Origin of the sequence: Cellulosimicrobium sp. Marseille-Q4280 (assembly GCF_943181405.1) — a bacterium.
GTDB lineage: Bacteria > Actinomycetota > Actinomycetes > Actinomycetales > Cellulomonadaceae > Cellulosimicrobium.
In genome coordinates, this window is record NZ_CALPBY010000008.1 from 76,075 (window position 1) to 93,105 (window position 17,031).

Genomic DNA, 17,031 nt, shown 5'->3' on the forward strand with positions numbered 1-17,031 from the left:
TCAGCCCTTCGACCCGGTGAGGGCGACGGACTCGATGATCTGACGCTGGAAGACCAGGAAGACCACGAGGATCGGCAGGAGCGCGACGAACGACGCACCCATGATCAGCGGGTAGTCGCGCTGCGTGGCGAACTCGACGTTGAGGTTGGCGATGACCACCTGGATGGTCTGCTTCTCCGGGGAGTTCAGGTACAGGATCGGCGCGAGGTAGTCGTTCCAGACCGTCATGAACCAGAGGATGAACTGGGCGGCGATCGCCGGCCGGATCATCGGCATGATCATGACGCGGAAGACCTGGAAGTACGACGCGCCGTCGAGCTTCGCCGCCTCGACGAGGGAGTCGGGGACGGACTGCAGGTACTGGCGCAGGAAGAAGATCATCACGATGTTGCCGAAGAGCAGCGGCACGATGAGCGGCAGCAGGGTGTCGACCCAGTGCAGCCGCGAGAACATGACGAACTGCGGGATCATGACGGTCGGGAACGGGATCATGATGCCGGTGAGCAGCGCGATGAAGATCGCGTTCTTGCCCGGCAGCCGCATCTTCGCGAGCGCGAACGCCGCGAGCGCCGACGTGAACGACCCGACGACCGTGGCCGTGACGGACACGATGATGCTGTTCTTGAAGCCCGAGAGGATCGGCGCGTCCGACCACATCCGGACGTACGTGTCCCACTGCGGCTCCGACGGCCACCACACGGGCGGCAGCGCGAAGACCTCGGCCTTGGTCTTGATCGACGTGGTGAACATCCACAGCAGCGGCGCGATCATCACGACGGCGAAGATGCCCAGCACGACGAGCAGGACGATGTTGGTGACGCGGTAGCGCGTGGTGCCACCGGCGAGGGGGGTGCTCATGGTCGTGTCTCCTGCCCTCAGTCGATGCTGAAGCTGTTGCGCCGGTTGAGGCGGAACTGGATGAGCGTGATGACGAGGATGATCAGCCCGAGGACCACGGCCATCGCCGTCGCGTAGCCCATCTGCTGGTACTTGAAGGCCTTGCGCACGATGTACCAGACCACCGTCGCGGAGCTGAACTCCGGGCCGCCGTTCGGGGTCATGATGTTGACCTCGGTGAAGAGCTGGGCGCCGCCGATGACGTTCGTGACGACGATGAAGAACGTGACGGGGCGGACCATCGGCAGCGTGATGGAGCGGAACTTCTGGAAACCGTTCGCGCCGTCGAGCGCCGCGGCCTCGTAGAGCGACGCGGGCACCGACTGGATCGCCGCCAGGTACAGCAGCATCGAGTACCCGAGGCCCTTCCAGACGGCCATGATGATGATCGCCGGCTTCACGGTCGCGGTGTTCTGGAGCCAGTCCGGCCCGTCGATCCCGAACCACGACAGGACCTGGTTGATCAGGCCGAAGTCGCCGTTGTAGGCGAACTGCCACACGATCGCGATCGCGGCGAGCGACGAGATCACGGGCACGTAGTAGACGGTGCGGAAGAACGTGCGCCCGGGGAGCCTGCGGTTCAGCGCGATGGCGAGCGCCAGCGCGAGGACGATCCCGATCGGGATGCCGATCATGTAGAAGAACGTGTTGAACAGGCTCTTGTGGAAGTACTCGTCGGTGAGGAGCGTCGAGTAGTTCTCGAGCCCGACGAAGCGCATCGGCCCGAGACCGTTCCAGCTCGTGAAGGACGCGTAGATCGCGAACCCGAGCGGGTACAGCGTGAAGGCCAGGAAGCCGAGCACGGGCGCGGCGATGAACGCCAGGGCCCAGCGGTGCTCCGTGCGGTGCAGGTGCCGGCGCTGCTTCGCGCTGCGCAGAGCCGGGGACGGCGGGATCACGCCGGGCGGGCTCGTGGCGTCGTCGGTGACGTCCGCGATCTGCGTCATCGGGGGTTCCTCTCGGTGCTGGTGCGGGTGCCGTCGAGCACGGTCGTCGGGGAGTCTGCCCGACGACCGTGCCGGACGGGTCAGCTCCCGGCCGCGGCCTGCTCGGCGTTGGCGTTCGACTCGTCGAGCAGCGTCTGCATCTTCGGCTGCGTCTCGGCGAGGTAGTCGGCGGCCGTCGTCTTGCCGTCGAGGACGGGCTGGATGTTGACCCACAGCTCGTCGTACCACTCCGCGCCGTACGTGAAGGCGGCGGGCATCGCGCGACCGTAGTCCTCCACGATGTCGAGGAACTCCTGGCGGTTCGCCGGCTCGGCGTCGGGCGCGGCGGCCCACTCCTGCGCCATGTCCTTCAGGTTGGGCACCTGGATGTTCGCGTCGACGAGCGTCTGCTGCGCGTCGGGGTCGGTCGACAGGTAGGTCGCGAGCTTCACGGCGTTCTCGGCGTCCGACGTCGTCGCGGACACGCCGATGCCGAGCGACCCGATCCACGTGGCGCTCTCCTCGCCGCCCAGCGACGGCCAGGGGATGAGGTCGTAGTCGAACTCGAGGTCGTTGTAGACGCTGACGTCCCACGGCCCGACGGGGAAGAAGCCGATCTCGCCGGCCATCCAGCGCTGGTACGTGTCGAGCGTCGCGGCGTCGGACGCGGACGGCGTGACGCCCTCGACGTTGGTGAGGTCGGCGAACGCCTGGAGCGCCTCGGCGAACTCCGGCGTGTCGACCGTGACCTCGGTGCGGTCCTCGTTCGTCCAGTCGCCGCCGTTGCTCCACACCATCGACTGCAGGTTCCACTGCACGTTGAGGCCGGTGCCCCACTGGTCGACCGCGCCGTCGCCGTCGGTGTCCGTCGTCAGCTGCTTGCTGATCGCGACGAACTCGTCCCACGTCAGGGGGACGTCCTTGTCGGGCAGCGGGATGCCCGCGGCCTCGAGCATCGTCTTGTTGTACCCGAAGGCGAACGGGCCGACGTCCTTGGGCAGGCCGTAGAGGCGGCCGTCGGGCGTGCCCTGGAGCGTGCCGTCGAAGCGGTAGGAGTCGACGCCGTACTCCCAGATGTTGTCGAGGTCGACGCCCTGCTCCTCGACCTGGTCGGTGATGTCCATGAGCACGCCGGAGCCCACGTAGGACTGGAGGGTCGCCTGCTCGACGTAGAAGACGTCGGGCACGTTGTTGCCCGACACGGCCGCCTGCAGCTTCGTCGCGTACTGGTCGGCGTCGGTGACGATCATCTTCACCTCGACGCCGGTCTCCTCGGTGAACTTCGCGATCGCGGCCTCGTACGCCGCCTTCTCGTCCGGGCCGCCGCGGAACATGAACGTGAGCCCGTCGTCCCCGCCGGAGCCGCTGCTGCACGCCGCCGTGCTCGCGACGATGATCCCGGCCATGACGCCGGCCATGAGTCGTGACTTCCTCATCACGGTTCCTCTCGGTCCTGTGGTCGCAGGGGGCGACTGTCGGTGAGGCGGAACGTTCCGCCACGGACGTCGTCGTCGACCTCTCGTTTACATCGATGAAAAATCTCGATGGGGAGCACGGTTGCACACTGCCCGCCGCACGGTCAAGCGCGGGTCGTCACGGATTTGCAACGATGTAGAACCCGCTCGCCGCTCGGCGCGCACGGGCTTGACAAACCCCGGTCCCGACCTGCACCATCTCGATCTACATCGTTGTAGAAGTCGCCTCGGTCATCGTCGAGAGGTGACCGTCCGCCCGAGAGGGGCCCGCACGCATGCACCGCACCGCGTCCTTGACGCCCCCCATGGGGTGGAACTCCTGGGACAGCTTCGGCACCACCGTGACCGAGGCCGAGGTCCTGGACAACGCACGCTTCCTCGCCGAGCACATGGCGGGCGCCGGCTGGTCGACCGTCGTCGTCGACATCCAGTGGTACGAACCGACGGCGCGCGCGGGCGGCTACAACACCGCCGCACCGGTCCTGCTCGACGAGCTCGGCGTCCAGCGCCCGGTCCCCGCGCGGTTCCCCTCGGCCGCCGACGGCGCCGGCTTCGCGCCGCTCGCCCGCCAGGTCCACGACCTCGGTCTGCGGTTCGGGGTCCACCTCATGCGCGGCATCCCGCGGCGCGCGGTCGAGGCCGACCTCCCCGTCCCGGGCACCCCGTACCGCACCGGCGAGATCGCCGACCGCTCGAGCACGTGCTCGTGGAACGGCGACAACTACGGCCTCGACCTCGCCCATCCGGGTGCGCGGGCCTGGCTCGACGCCCAGGTGGGCCGCGTCGTCGGGTGGGGCGTGGACTTCCTCAAGGTCGACGACATGCTCGCGCCGTACCACGCGGGCGCCGTCGAGGCCCTCGCCGCCGCCGTCGCGCGCGCCGAGGACCGGCACGACCGTGAGGTCGTCCTGTCGCTCTCGCCCGGGACCTCGCTGTCCCTCGCGCACCTCGACCACCTCCGCCGGCACGCCGACATGTGGCGCGTGAGCGACGACCTCTGGGACCGCTGGGACGACGTCGAGGCGCAGCTCGCGCGCCTGGCGCGCTGGGCCCCGCACCAGCGGCCCGGCGCGTGGGCCGACGCCGACATGCTCCCGCTCGGGCGGATCGGCGTGCGCGCCGAGCGCGGGGAGCCGCGCGACAGCCTCCTCACCGAGGCCGAGCGGCGCACGATGCTCTCGCTCTGGTGCCTCGCGCGCTCGCCGCTGTTCGTCGGCGGGCACCTGCCCGCGTCCGACGCCGCGACGATCGCCGACCTCACCCGGGCCGACGTGCTCGACGTCCTGAACCGGTCCACGGGCGGGCGCGAGCTGCTGCGCGAGGACGACACGGTCGTGTGGGGCGCCGCCGGCGACCGCACGCTCGACGGCGTCCGCTGGGCCGGGATCTTCTCGACCGCCGGGGCGCCGCGCCGTGTCGTCGTCCCGGCCGCGTCCGCGGGGCTCGCCGTGACCGCCGACGGCGCGTCCCCGGTCCTCGTGGACGTCTGGACCGGCGAGCGCGTCCCGCTCGTGCCCCCGAGCGCCGCGACCGGCGGCGACCACCTCGTCGACGTGGAGGTGCCCGCCCACGGCGTGCGCCTCCTGCGTCTCGACCCCTGACCCAGCACCCGACCACGGCGGGCCGTCACGACGGGCCGTCACGACCGACACCCGCGACCGACCGTCGCGACCGCACCGTCCCGGAGGACCCCATGCACGCCGCCACCGTCACGCTCGACCCGGCCTTCGTCGTCGGGCCCGTCCGCCCCCGGACCTTCGGCTCGTTCGTCGAGCACCTCGGCCGCTGCGTCTACACGGGCATCCACGACCCGGGCCACCCGACCGCCGACGCGGACGGGTTCCGCGGCGACGTCCTCGACCTCACGCGCGAGCTCGGCGTGACGACCGTGCGCTACCCGGGCGGCAACTTCGTGTCGGGCTACCGGTGGGAGGACGGCATCGGTCCGGTCGACGCCCGCCCGACGCGTCTCGACCTCGCGTGGCACTCGAGCGACCCGAACACCGTCGGCGTCGACGAGTTCATGCGGTGGGCCGCGAAGGCCGGCGTCGAGCCGATGATGGCCGTCAACCTCGGTACGCGCGGCGTGCAGGAGGCGCTCGACCTGCTCGAGTACTGCAACGTCCCGGGCGGCTCCTTCTGGTCGGACCGACGCCGCGCGAACGGGGTCGAGGAGCCCTACCGCATCCGCATGTGGTGCCTCGGCAACGAGATGGACGGCCCGTGGCAGATCGGGCACAAGACGCCGCAGGAGTACGGCCGGCTCGCGGCCGAGACCGCACGCGCGATGCGCATGATGGACCCGGGGGTGGAGCTCGTGGTCTGCGGCTCGTCGAGCTCCGACATGCCGACGTTCGGCGAGTGGGAGCGGGTCGTGCTCACGGAGGCGTACGAGCACGTCGACCACGTCTCGGCGCACGCCTACTACTGGGAGGAGGACGGCGACCTCGCGTCGTTCCTCGCCTCGGCCGTGGACATGGACCACTTCGTGGAGTCCGTCGCCGCCACCGCCGACCAGGTGCGCGCCGCAGGCAAGCACACCAAGCGGATCACCATCTCGTTCGACGAGTGGAACGTCTGGTACCAGAAGCGCGCCGAGTCGCGGCCGCCGTCGGGCGACGACTGGCCCGTCGCACCCGTCCTGCTCGAGGACCGCTACAACGTCGCGGACGCGGTCGTCGTGGGCAACCTGCTCGTCTCGCTGCTGCGCAACACCGACCGGGTGCACGCGGCGTCGCTCGCCCAGCTCGTCAACGTCATCGCGCCGATCATGACCGAGCCGGGCGGCCGGTCCTGGCGCCAGACGACGTTCCACCCGTTCGCCCTCACCGCGCGCCACGCGGCCGGCGACGTGCTGCGCGTCGCGGTGCAGTCGCCCGCGGAGGAGACGGCCCGCTTCGGCGACGTCCCCGTGCTCGACGCCGTCGCGACGCACGACCCCGGGACCGGCGACGTCGTGCTGTTCGCGGTGAACCGCTCGACGACCCGCGCGGTCGACCTCGACGTCGACCTGCGCGGCTTCCCGGGCCTGCGCCTCGTCGAGGCGCTCACGCTCTCCAACCCGGACCACACGTGGCAGGCGACCGCCGACGACGCGACGAGCGTCGTCCCGGTCGTGAACACGTCGGCCAAGGTCGCGGACGACCGCGCCCGCGCCGAGCTCCCCGCCGTCTCGTGGTCCGTGCTGCGGCTGGCGCGCGCGTGAGCGGAGCCCGGGTGGCGCGGCGGCGCGCGCGACCGGCCGTCGTCGTGCCGGCGGTCGTCGTCGCCGTCGTGCTCGTGGTCGGCGCCGTGCTCGCCGTCGTGCGCCCGTGGGAGCCCGTGACGGGGACGGCGATCCCGGCGACGGGTGACGTGCGGGTGCACGACCCGGCGCTGGTCGCCGGCGCGGACGGCGAGCCCTGGTTCGTCTACTCGACGGGCGACGTGCGCGTGGGCTTCGGCTCCCCGCAGGTCCGCCGGTCCGACGACGCGGGGCGGACCTGGCAGGACGCGGGGACCGCGTGGGACGCGAGCGGCGACCCGCAGTGGGTGCGGGACGAGATCGACGGCGTCGAGAACTACTGGGCGCCGGAGGTCGTCGAGCACGACGGGACCTGGTACCTCTACTACTCGGCGTCGACGTTCGGGTCGAACAACTCGGCGATCGGCGTCGCGACCGGGTCGACGATCGACCCGGCGGACCCGGGCTACGGGTGGACGGACCAGGGCGTCGTCGTGCGGTCGCGGCCGGGCGAGGACGACTTCAACGCGATCGACCCGACGGTCGTCGAGGACGCGGACGGCGAGCCGTGGCTGTTCTTCGGCTCGTTCTGGGGCGGCATCCAGGCCGTGCCGATCGAGTGGCCGAGCGGCAAGCCCGCCGAGGGCGCGGAGCCGGTGACGGTCGCGTCGCGGTCGGGCGTGCCGGACAACGCGATCGAGGCGCCGGCGCTGCTCGAGCGGGACGGCTGGTACTACCTCTTCGTGTCGTGGGACTCGTGCTGCCGCGGGACGGACTCGACGTACCGGATCGCCGTCGGGCGCTCGCGCGACGTCTCCGGACCGTTCCTCGACGCCGAGGGGCAGGACATGGCCCTCGGAGGCGGGACCGAGCTCCTCGCGTCGGACGGCTGGGCGATCGGCCCGGGTGGGCAGTCGCTGTCTGCCGGAGGAGGGGCGGACGTGCTCGCGTTCCACTACTACGACGAGCGCGAGGGCGGTGACTTCCGGCTCGCCCTGCACGAGCTCGGCTGGACCGACGACGGCTGGCCCCGGGCGGCGCCGATCGGGTGAATTCGGGGCGCGTGACGGCACGTCAGGCGTGCCGCGGCACGGTCGTGATCCAACCGTGACCGGAATGACTTTCCCCGGAGAGCGTGTGAGCGCTAACATCTCAGCCCAGGGGGGTGTTAGCGTTCACATTCGAGTCTGGCGAGCAGGGTGCTGGTTCGTCGGCGGGTCGCGTGGGCCGGAGAGTCGTCGGGTGGCCCGAAAGGGTTACCGAACGGTGATCCGACAGGCGGCCTCAGGGGCTTGCGGTGGGCTGGTGACACCGCTAGACATGGACACATCTGAACACGTACGAACAAGAGTCAACAGCCCGATGAAGGGCTGGCACGACAGAACGGGACCTCGGCACGGCGCCGGGGGCCGCATCTCAAGGAGGAGAGCATGTTCAGCACGACGAAGGCGCGCACGCGCCTGACCGGAGTCCTCGCCGGCGCGGCGGTCCTCGCCCTCGCGGCGTGCAGCAGCGGCAGCGACACGGGCGACGACGGCACCGCGGACAGCGGGGGCGGCAGCGGCGACACGATCTCCGTCGGCTTCTCGCAGGTCGGCGCCGAGTCCGGCTGGCGCGCGGCGAACACCAAGTCCATCCAGGACACCCTCACCGCGGAGAACGGGTTCGACCTGAAGTTCTCCGACGCGCAGCAGAAGCAGGAGAACCAGATCCAGGCGATCCGGTCCTACATCGCGCAGGGCGTCGACGTCATCGCGTTCTCCCCGGTCGTCGAGTCCGGCTGGGACTCGGTGCTCGAGGAGGCCAAGCAGGCCGGCATCCCCGTGGTCCTCACCGACCGCGCCGTGGACTCCGAGGACGAGACGCTCTACGAGTCGTTCATCGGGTCGGACTTCGTCCTCGAGGGCGAGATGGCCGGCGAGTGGGTCTCCGAGAACCTCGCCACCGAGCCGATCAACGTCGTCGAGCTCCAGGGCACGACGGGTGCCGCACCGGCGATCGACCGCAAGACCGGCTTCGAGGACGCCACGGCCGACAACCCCAACGTGACGATCATCGACTCCCAGACCGGCAACTTCACGCGTGCCGAGGGCAAGACGGTCATGGAGGGCTTCCTCCAGGCGCACGACGACATCGACCTCGTCTACGCGCACAACGACGACATGGGTCTCGGCGCCATCGAGGCCATCGAGGCCGCCGGCCTCGTGCCGGGCGAGGACATCAAGATCGTGACGATCGACGCGGTCAAGGACGGCATGCAGGCCCTCGCCGACGGCAAGATCAACTTCATCGTCGAGTGCAACCCGCTGCTCGGCCCGGACCTCGCCGACATCATCAAGAAGGTCGTCGCCGGCGAGGAGGTCGAGAAGCGCATCGTGGTCGAGGACCAGTCCTTCACGCAGGAGCAGGCGATCGAGGCCCTGCCGACCCGCGAGTACTGATCCCGGCGGAGCGCGCGAGCCCTGCGGGGTTCCCGCCCCGGGGAGAGCGCGGTAGCGTTCCCCCACCCCGAGGACCGGCTGCGCGCCGGGAGCCCACCGAGGCCCCGGCGCGCGGCCGCCCAACCAGGCCCGGCCGGTCGACGTCGACCGGCCGCCGTCGACCGCACGGAAGGTCAGCGATGACAACCCCCAGCCCGGACGGTCCGCCCGTCGTCGAGATGACCGGGATCTCCATCGAGTTCCCCGGCGTCAAGGCGCTCGACGGCGTGGACCTCACCCTGCGCCCCGGCGAGGTGCACGCCCTCATGGGCGAGAACGGCGCCGGCAAGTCCACGCTCATCAAGGCGCTCACCGGTGTCTACTCGATCGACTCCGGACGCATCGTCGTCGACGGTGTCGAGCACACGTTCTCCGGGCCGGGCGAGGCCCAGTCGGCGGGCGTCTCGCCGGTGTACCAGGAGGTCAACCTCTGCGAGAACCTCTCCGTCGCCGAGAACATCATGCTCGGCCACGAGGCTCGCCGGTTCGGGGCCATCGACTGGCGCGCGACGCGGCGCCGCGCGGGTGACATGCTGGCGCGGCTCAACCTCGGCATCGACCCCGCGTCGTCGCTCTCCGCGCACTCGCTCGCCGTGCAGCAGCTCGTCGCCATCTGCCGTGCCCTCGTCGTGGACGTGAAGGTGCTCATCCTCGACGAGCCGACGTCGAGCCTCGACGCGGACGAGGTCGCCCAGCTCTTCGCCGTCGTCCGGCGCCTGCGGGACGAGGGCGTGGCGATCCTCTTCGTCTCGCACTTCCTCGAGCAGGTCTACGAGATCTCCGACCGCATGACGGTGCTGCGCAACGGAAAGCTCGTCGGCGAGTACCGCACCGCAGAGCTCCCGCGGCTCGAGCTCGTGTCGAAGATGATCGGCACGTCCCTCGAGGTGCTGTCCGCGCTCGAGGAGACCCCCAAGCGCTCGGTCGCCGACAACGCCGACGTCACGCCCTTCGTCCAGGCCGTGGGTCTCGGCCGCAAGGGGTCCGTCCAGCCGTTCGACCTCGACGTCTACCCGGGCGAGGTCGTCGGGCTCGCGGGCCTGCTGGGCTCGGGGCGCACCGAGCTCGCGCGGCTCCTCGCCGGGGCCGACCACGCGGACACCGGGCAGACGGTCGTCGAGGGCTCGCCGGTGCGCCTTCGGACGCCGCGCGCCGCGATGCAGCGGAAGATCGCGTTCTCGTCGGAGCACCGCAAGGCCGAGGGCATCGTCGGCGACCTGACGATCCGCGAGAACATCATCCTCGGCATCCAGGCCGAGCGCGGCTGGCTGCGACGGGTCCCCACGCGCCAGGCCGACGAGCTCGTGACGAAGTACATGGACGCGCTGTCCATCCGGCCCGCCAACCCGGACGCGCTGATCAAGAACCTGTCCGGCGGCAACCAGCAGAAGGTCCTGCTGGCGCGGTGGCTCGCGACGGCGCCGAGGCTGCTCATCCTCGACGAGCCCACGCGCGGCATCGACGTCGGCGCGAAGGCGGAGATCCAGAAGCTCGTGGCGCAGCTCGCGAGCGAGGGCATGTCGGTCGTGTTCATCTCGGCCGAGCTCGAGGAGGTGCTGCGGCTCAGCCACCGCATCGCCGTCCTGCGCGACCGCAGGAAGGTCGCGGAGATCACCAACGACGACGACGTCACGGTCGAGGACGTCGTCGAGCTCATCGCGAGCGGAGGATCCGACTCATGACCGCCACGACGCCCACCGTGCGCCGCGTCACCCAGCACCGCCTGTTCTGGCCGCTGGTCGCCCTGGCCGTGCTGCTCGTGGCCAACGCGATCAACCGGCCGAGCTTCCTGTCGGTCAGCGTCCGCGACGGTCACCTGGAGGGCTCCCTCGTCCTGCTGCTGAAGAACGGAGCGCCGCTCCTGCTCGTCGCCCTCGGGATGACGCTCGTCATCGCCACGCGCGGCATCGACCTGTCGGTCGGCGCGGTCGTCGCGATCTCGGGAGCGGTCGCGCTGACCTTCATCGCCTCGTCGCCCGACCCGGGCAGCGTCACGACCGTGCTCGTCGCCATGGGGCTCGCCCTGGCGCTGTCGTTCGTCCTCGGGCTCTGGAACGGGTTCCTCGTCGCGGTCGTCGGCATCCAGCCCATCATCGCGACGCTCGTCCTCATGATGGCGGGCCGTGGCATCGCGATGCTCATCACGGGCGGGCAGATCACCACCGTGACGAGCGCGCCGTTCAAGACGCTCGGCTCGGGCTTCTGGCTCGGCCTGCCGGTTGCCGTGCTCGTCGCCGGAGCGGTCTTCGCGGCCGTAGCGGTCCTCACCCGACGGACCGCGCTCGGGATGCTCATCGAGTCCGTCGGCATCAACCCGGCCGCGAGCCGCCTCGCGGGCGTGCGCTCGCGCAGCATCATCTGGACGGTCTACGCGGTGTGCTCGCTCTTCGCGGGGCTCGCCGGGCTCATGATCTCGTCCGGCACGATGGCCGCCGACGCGAACAACGCCGGCCTGTTCATCGAGCTCGACGCGATCCTCGCCGTCGTCATCGGGGGCACGTCGCTGGCGGGCGGCAAGTTCTCGCTGTCGGGGACGCTCGTCGGCGTCCTCATCATCCAGACGCTGACCTTCACCGTGACGCTGCTCGGCATCTCCCCGTCCGTGACGCCGCTGTTCAAGGCCGTCGTGGTCATCGCCGTGTGCCTCGCGCAGTCCCCGGTGGTCCGCGACAAGCTCGCGGCACGCCGTCGGCGTGCCGCGCCGAACGCGGCCGTGGCCGCGGAGGTGGGTGCCTGATGGCCGCCGTCCAGACTCCTGCTCCGACCTCGTCGTCCGGCCCTCGGGGTACCGGACCAGCCACCACCGGAGGCCGCCCGACCATGGCAGCGCGACTCGGTCGGTTCCGCCTGGACCGGCGCTACCTGCCGGTCCTCGGAACGCTCGTCGTCCTCGTCCTCATGCTCGTCGTGGGCGGCAGCCGCTACGAGAACTTCCTCTCGGCGCGCGTGATCTCGAACCTGTTCATCAACAACTCGTTCCTCATCGTGCTCGCCGTCGGCATGACCTTCGTGATCCTCACGGGTGGCATCGACCTGTCCGTCGGCGCGGTCGTCGCGCTCTCGGGCATCACGACGGCGTCGCTCCTGCAGAGCGGCTGGCCCGTCGCGGTCGTCATCGCGATCTCGGTGCTGATCGGCACCGTCCTCGGCCTCGTGGTCGGGCTCATGGTGCACGTGTTCGAGATCCAACCATTCATCGCCACGCTGGCCGCGATGTTCCTCGCGCGCGGCCTGTGCTACGTCATCAGCCTCCAGTCCATCCCCATCACGGACGAGTCGTTCGTCGCGCTCGCGAGCTGGAGCCGCGAGTTCGGCGACGGCTGGCGGATCACGACGGCCGTCGTCATCGCGCTGCTCGTCGTGGCGATCGCCTTCTACGTCCTGCACTACACGCAGTTCGGCCGCACGGTCTACGCGATCGGCGGCGGCGAGCAGTCGGCGATGCTCATGGGTCTTCCCGTCGCGCGCACGAAGGTGCTCGTGTACGTGGTGAGCGGCACGTGCGCCGGCATCGGCGGCCTGCTGTTCGCGATGTTCTCCCGGTCGGGCTACTCGCTGACCGGTGTGGGCATGGAGCTCGACGCGATCGCCGCCGTGGTCATCGGCGGCACGCTCCTCACGGGCGGTACCGGCTTCGTGCTCGGCTCCGTCCTCGGCGTGCTCGTGCTCGGTCTGATCCAGACGATCATCACCTTCGAGGGCACGCTGTCCTCCTGGTGGACGAAGATCGTCATCGGCGTGCTGCTCCTGGTCTTCGTGATCCTGCAGCGCGTGCTCGTCGTCAGACGGCGGTGAGCGCGGGCGCCGGGTCCGTCCCGCCGCGTGCCGGCCTGTGCCGGTGCGTGGCGCGGCGGCCCGGCGCCGCGCCCGTCTGACCCTCCGGTCGTCCGGAGGCACCGCAGAGCTGGACGGGGCCGGCACCCCGGGTCGCGTGGGCACGCCCGTGCCCGACGCGTCGACCCCGACGAGGACCCTTGTCAGATGTGAACGCTCACACTACGGTGGGCCGCGAGCCTGTTAACGCTCACACGGATGGCACGGACCACGTCTCTCAACGAGGAGAGGAAGGCCATGGATCACCCCGAGGACCCCCTGAGCACCCGGACGCGGAGGTGGCGCCGGACGGTCGCCGTCGCGCTCGCGGGCGGACTGGTCGGCACCGTCGCGCTCGCGTCGTCGCTGCCGGCGTCCGCCGCGGAGCCCGACCTGCCCGACGGTGCGTGGGTCGACACGTTCGACGGCACCGCGCTCGGCGCGGACTGGACCGTCGTCAACCCGGTGCCCGAGGCGCTCACCGTCGCCGACGGCGCGCTGACCCTCCGTTCGCAGCCGGGCGACACGTGGCAGACGAACAACACCGCCAAGAACGTCGTCGTGCTCGACGTGCCCGACGGCGATTTCACGGTCGTCACCCACGTCGAGGCTCCGGTCGACCGCGTCTACCAGGGCGCGGGCCTCATCGCGTGGCAGGACATGGACAACTACGTCCGCTCGGGGCTGACCTTCGTCGGCGACCTGTCGCCGTCGGGCCGCGCCATCGAGAACGACGTCGAGTCGGGCGGCGTGTTCGCCGCCGACTCGTTCACCGACCGGCCCGGCTCCACGGGCGAGACGCTGCGCATGCAGCGGGCGGGCGACACGATCACCACGTCGTACTGGGACGGGACGGCCTGGCAGCCGACCGGGTCCGTCGACGTCGACTTCCCGACCACGCAGGTCGGGCTCTACGCGCTCGCCGCGCAGGACGGCACGTCGCACACCGCGGTCTTCGACTACGTGGCGCTGACGGCGGCGGAGGGCGAGGACCAGGTGCCCGACGGCGCGTTCACGCTCGCCGGACCGGGCGACGCCCGGTACCTCGTCGCGACCGACGACGGGCTCGCGCTCGACGACGAGCGTCCCGCGACGACCGTCGCGCTCGAGGCGACCGCCGTCGACGGCGCACCCGGCACGTCGCCGGTGACGCTCGCGGTCGGTGACCGTCCCGTCGTCGTCACCGGAGACCCGGAGCCCCGCCTCGCCCTCGGAGGCGCGGGCACGGACGGCACGGCGCTGCGGATCACCGACGCGGGCGGCGGGAAGGTCTGGCTGCGCAGCGCCGCCGACCCCGAGCAGCACGCCGGCGTGCGTGCGGAGGACGGCGCGCTCGTCCTCGGCCCGCGCGACGCGGCGACGCCGCTGACGCTCACGCCGACGTCGAGCGCCGAGCACGAGCTCACGGTCGACCTCGCGGGCGAGCGGACCGAGATGAGCGACGAGCTCTACGGCATCTTCTACGAGGACATCAACTACGCCGCGGACGGCGGGCTCTACGCGGAGCTCGTGCGCAACCGGTCGTTCGAGTTCAACAACCAGGACAACGGGTCGTTCACGGGCCTCACCGCCTGGGCCGCCGCGAACCGCGGCGGCGCCACGGCCACGACCCAGGTCGTGAACGACGCCGGCCGGCTCAACGCCACGAACCGGAACTACCTCAACCTGACCACGACGGCGGCGGGTGCCGGCGTGCGCAACGCGGGCTACAACACGGGCCTGTTCGTCGAGGAGGGGGAGTCGTACGACTTCTCCGTCTGGGCACGGTCGGCCACGGCACAGACCGTCACGGTCCGCGTCGAGGACGAGGCCGGGACGACCGCCTACGCGACCGGTCAGGTCGCTGTCGACGGCTCGAACACGTGGAAGAAGTACGACGTCACGCTCGCCGCGACCGGCACGACGAACGCCGGCCGGCTCGCGCTGCTCTCCGGCGCGGCCGGGACGCTCGCCGTCGACCAGGTGTCGCTCTTCCCGCAGGACACGTGGGTCGGCCCGGTGAACGGTCAGTCCGTGCTCCGCAGGGACCTCGCCGAGAAGATCGAGGCGCTCGACCCGCAGTTCCTGCGCTTCCCGGGCGGGTGCGTGACGAACGTCGGCACGTTCCGCACGTACGAGGAGTCCGGCTTCACGGACCGCCGTCGCACGTACCAGTGGAAGGAGACCATCGGTCCGGTCGAGGAGCGCGCGACCAACTGGAACTTCTGGGGCTACAACCAGTCGTACGGCATCGGGTACCTCGAGTACTTCCTCTTCGCCGAGGACCTCGGCGCGACCCCGCTGCCCGTGGTGTCCGTCGGGGCCAACGGCTGCGGCAGCACCATCCCGGAGATGACCGACCCCGCGCAGATCCAGCGCTGGGTGCAGGACACGGTCGACCTGATCGAGTTCGCCAACGGCGACGTCACGACCGAGTGGGGCGCGGTGCGCGCCGAGCTCGGCCACCCGGAGCCGTTCGACCTCAAGTACATCGGGCTCGGCAACGAGGAGAACACGAAGACGTTCGAGGCGAACTTCCCGGCCTTCCGGGATGCCATCGCGGCGGAGTACCCGGACATCGAGATCATCTCCAACTCCGGCCCCGACGACACCGGCGCGCGCTTCGACGAGCTCTGGGAGTTCAACCGCGAGCAGGGCGTCGACATGGTCGACGAGCACTACTACAACGACCCGTCGTGGTTCCTCGAGAACGACGAGCGCTACGACTCCTACGACCGCGAGGGCCCGCAGGTCTTCCTCGGGGAGTACGCGTCGCGCGGCAACACGTTCGCCAACGCGCTGTCCGAGGCGGCGTTCATGACGGGCCTCGAGCGCAACTCCGACGTCGTGCGGCTCGCGTCGTACGCGCCGCTGCTCGCCAACGAGTCGTACGTGCAGTGGTCGCCCGACGCGATCTGGTTCGACAACGACGAGTCGTGGGGCTCGGTCAACTACTACGTGCAGCAGATGTTCTCCGCGAACGTCGGCGACCAGGTGGTCCCGAGCACGCACACCGGCCCGCCCGCCGAGGGTGCGACGGTGGACGGCGGGGTCTTCCTGTCGACGTGGAGCACCGCCGCGCAGTACGACAACGTGCGCGTGACGGACAACGCGAGCGGCGACGTCCTGTTCTCCGACGACTTCGAGTCCGGGGCCGACCAGTGGGAGCCGCAGTCGGGCACGTGGGCCGCGCAGGACGGCGCGTACGTGCAGTCGGCGACGAACGTCACCGACGCGCGCTCGATCATCGAGGGCGCGTACGCGAAGGACTGGTCGAGCTACACGCTCGAGCTCGACGCGCGCAAGACGTCCGGGTCGGAGGGCTTCCTCGTCGGCTTCGCCGCCGGCGGCCCGAACGACTACTACTGGTGGAACCTCGGCGGCTGGAACAACACGCGCCAGGCCCTCCAGCGGGCCGACGGCGGGAGCGCCAACGAGGTGAAGGCGGTCGAGAACCACAGCATCGAGTCCGGCCAGCCGTACCACGTGAAGATCGTGGTCGAGGGCTCGACGATCGAGCTGTACCTCGACGGCGAGCTCCAGATGTCGTACGAGCAGCCGACCAGGAAGTCGCTCTACCAGGTCGTCACGCGGGACGACGACACGGGCGACGTGGTGGTCAAGGTCGTCAACCCGACCGAGACCGCGGCGCGGACCCAGGTGCACGTGGACGGGCTGGAGGACGCGACCGGCATCGCCTCGGAAGCGACCGTCACCGAGATGGTGGGTGCGCCGTCGGACACCAACACCAAGGCCGACCCCGAGCTCCTGGTGCCGGTCGAGCGGACGATCACCGGCGTGGGCGAGGACTTCTCGTACGAGTTCCCCGCGCACTCGATCACGTTCGTCCGGCTCCACGCGAGCGAGGCCGCGCCGGAGCTCGACCTCGACGTGACCGCGCAGGCGCGCTGCCTCGCCGGCAAGACCTACGTCGCGGTGCGGGCCACGAACGGGGAGGACGTCGCCGTGGACGTCACGCTCGCCACGCCGTTCGGCACCAAGGCGTTCGCGGACGTCGCGCCGGGCAAGAACGCGTACCAGTCGTTCGCGACGCGCGCGGTCTCCGTCCCCGCGGGTTCCGCGACCGTCACGGGCACGGCCGTGGTCGACGGCGAGGAGGTCACCTCGACCGTCGACGTCGCCTACGACGCGCTCGGCTGCGGCTGAACACCGTGAGGTAGAGCCCGGGTACCGACGGCCGCCCCGCCTCCGCGGGCGGGGCGGCCTCGGTGCTCGGG

At 70.7% G+C, this 17,031-nt stretch carries 11 protein-coding genes; 8 read left to right on the forward strand and 3 right to left on the reverse strand.

The window, feature by feature from the left end; genetic code table 11:
• From NFS20_RS19265 to NFS20_RS19275, 3 genes are all read right to left on the reverse strand, one after another.
• Positions 1–858, reverse strand: a complete 858-nt coding sequence (locus tag NFS20_RS19265; protein ID WP_251153423.1) for a carbohydrate ABC transporter permease — start codon at positions 856–858, stop codon at positions 1–3.
• A gap of 17 nt (positions 859–875) precedes the next feature.
• Positions 876–1,844, reverse strand: coding sequence for a carbohydrate ABC transporter permease (locus NFS20_RS19270; RefSeq protein ID WP_251153424.1), 969 nt, complete (start codon positions 1,842–1,844; stop codon positions 876–878).
• Between the two features lie 80 nt (positions 1,845–1,924).
• Positions 1,925–3,259, reverse strand: a complete 1,335-nt coding sequence (locus NFS20_RS19275; RefSeq protein WP_251153425.1) for an ABC transporter substrate-binding protein — start codon at positions 3,257–3,259, stop codon at positions 1,925–1,927.
• Positions 3,260–3,603: 344 nt separating this feature from the next.
• Here NFS20_RS19275 and NFS20_RS19280 point away from each other — a divergent pair, with 344 nt between their 5' ends.
• The 8 genes from NFS20_RS19280 (at position 3,604) to NFS20_RS19315 (ending at position 16,960) form a co-directional block, all read left to right on the forward strand.
• Positions 3,604–4,899 (forward strand): glycoside hydrolase family 27 protein, encoded by a 1,296-nt coding sequence (locus NFS20_RS19280; protein WP_251153426.1) that lies wholly within the window; start codon positions 3,604–3,606, stop codon positions 4,897–4,899.
• Between the two features lie 92 nt (positions 4,900–4,991).
• On the forward strand, positions 4,992–6,503 hold the full coding sequence (gene arfA / locus NFS20_RS19285; RefSeq protein WP_251153427.1) for an arabinosylfuranosidase ArfA: 1,512 nt from the start codon (positions 4,992–4,994) through the stop codon (positions 6,501–6,503).
• Entirely contained in the window at positions 6,500–7,573 is a 1,074-nt protein-coding gene (locus NFS20_RS19290) for an arabinan endo-1,5-alpha-L-arabinosidase (protein ID WP_251153428.1), read from the forward strand. Before arfA ends, NFS20_RS19290 begins: the two co-directional genes overlap by 4 nt.
• A gap of 378 nt (positions 7,574–7,951) precedes the next feature.
• Positions 7,952–8,962 (forward strand): ABC transporter substrate-binding protein, encoded by a 1,011-nt coding sequence (locus tag NFS20_RS19295; protein WP_251153429.1) that lies wholly within the window; start codon positions 7,952–7,954, stop codon positions 8,960–8,962.
• Between the two features lie 179 nt (positions 8,963–9,141).
• Positions 9,142–10,683: a sugar ABC transporter ATP-binding protein gene (locus NFS20_RS19300; RefSeq protein ID WP_251153430.1), complete on the forward strand. Its 1,542-nt coding sequence runs from the start codon at positions 9,142–9,144 to the stop codon at positions 10,681–10,683.
• Entirely contained in the window at positions 10,680–11,738 is a 1,059-nt protein-coding gene (locus NFS20_RS19305; protein ID WP_251153431.1) for an ABC transporter permease, read from the forward strand. Before NFS20_RS19300 ends, NFS20_RS19305 begins: the two co-directional genes overlap by 4 nt.
• Before the next feature lie 83 nt (positions 11,739–11,821).
• Entirely contained in the window at positions 11,822–12,796 is a 975-nt protein-coding gene (yjfF, locus tag NFS20_RS19310; RefSeq protein ID WP_251153432.1) for a galactofuranose ABC transporter, permease protein YjfF, read from the forward strand.
• Between the two features lie 276 nt (positions 12,797–13,072).
• A complete protein-coding gene (locus NFS20_RS19315) occupies positions 13,073–16,960 on the forward strand; it encodes an alpha-L-arabinofuranosidase family protein (RefSeq protein ID WP_251153433.1) in 3,888 nt (1,295 codons plus the stop codon).
• Positions 16,961–17,031 lie beyond the last annotated feature (71 nt).

Bases quoted from the DNA above. Each gene is read 5' to 3' on its own strand.
- NFS20_RS19265 (WP_251153423.1), bottom strand. From the start codon at position 858: ATGAGCACCCCCCTCGCCGGTGGCACCACGCGCTACCGCGTCACCAAC.
- NFS20_RS19295 (WP_251153429.1), top strand. From the start codon at position 7,952: ATGTTCAGCACGACGAAGGCGCGCACGCGCCTGACCGGAGTCCTCGCC.
- NFS20_RS19315 (WP_251153433.1), top strand. From the start codon at position 13,073: ATGGATCACCCCGAGGACCCCCTGAGCACCCGGACGCGGAGGTGGCGC.
- NFS20_RS19300 (WP_251153430.1), top strand. From the start codon at position 9,142: ATGACAACCCCCAGCCCGGACGGTCCGCCCGTCGTCGAGATGACCGGG.
- NFS20_RS19270 (WP_251153424.1), bottom strand. From the start codon at position 1,844: ATGACGCAGATCGCGGACGTCACCGACGACGCCACGAGCCCGCCCGGC.
- NFS20_RS19275 (WP_251153425.1), bottom strand. From the start codon at position 3,259: ATGAGGAAGTCACGACTCATGGCCGGCGTCATGGCCGGGATCATCGTC.
- yjfF (WP_251153432.1), top strand. From the start codon at position 11,822: ATGGCAGCGCGACTCGGTCGGTTCCGCCTGGACCGGCGCTACCTGCCG.
- arfA (WP_251153427.1), top strand. From the start codon at position 4,992: ATGCACGCCGCCACCGTCACGCTCGACCCGGCCTTCGTCGTCGGGCCC.
- NFS20_RS19305 (WP_251153431.1), top strand. From the start codon at position 10,680: ATGACCGCCACGACGCCCACCGTGCGCCGCGTCACCCAGCACCGCCTG.
- NFS20_RS19280 (WP_251153426.1), top strand. From the start codon at position 3,604: ATGGGGTGGAACTCCTGGGACAGCTTCGGCACCACCGTGACCGAGGCC.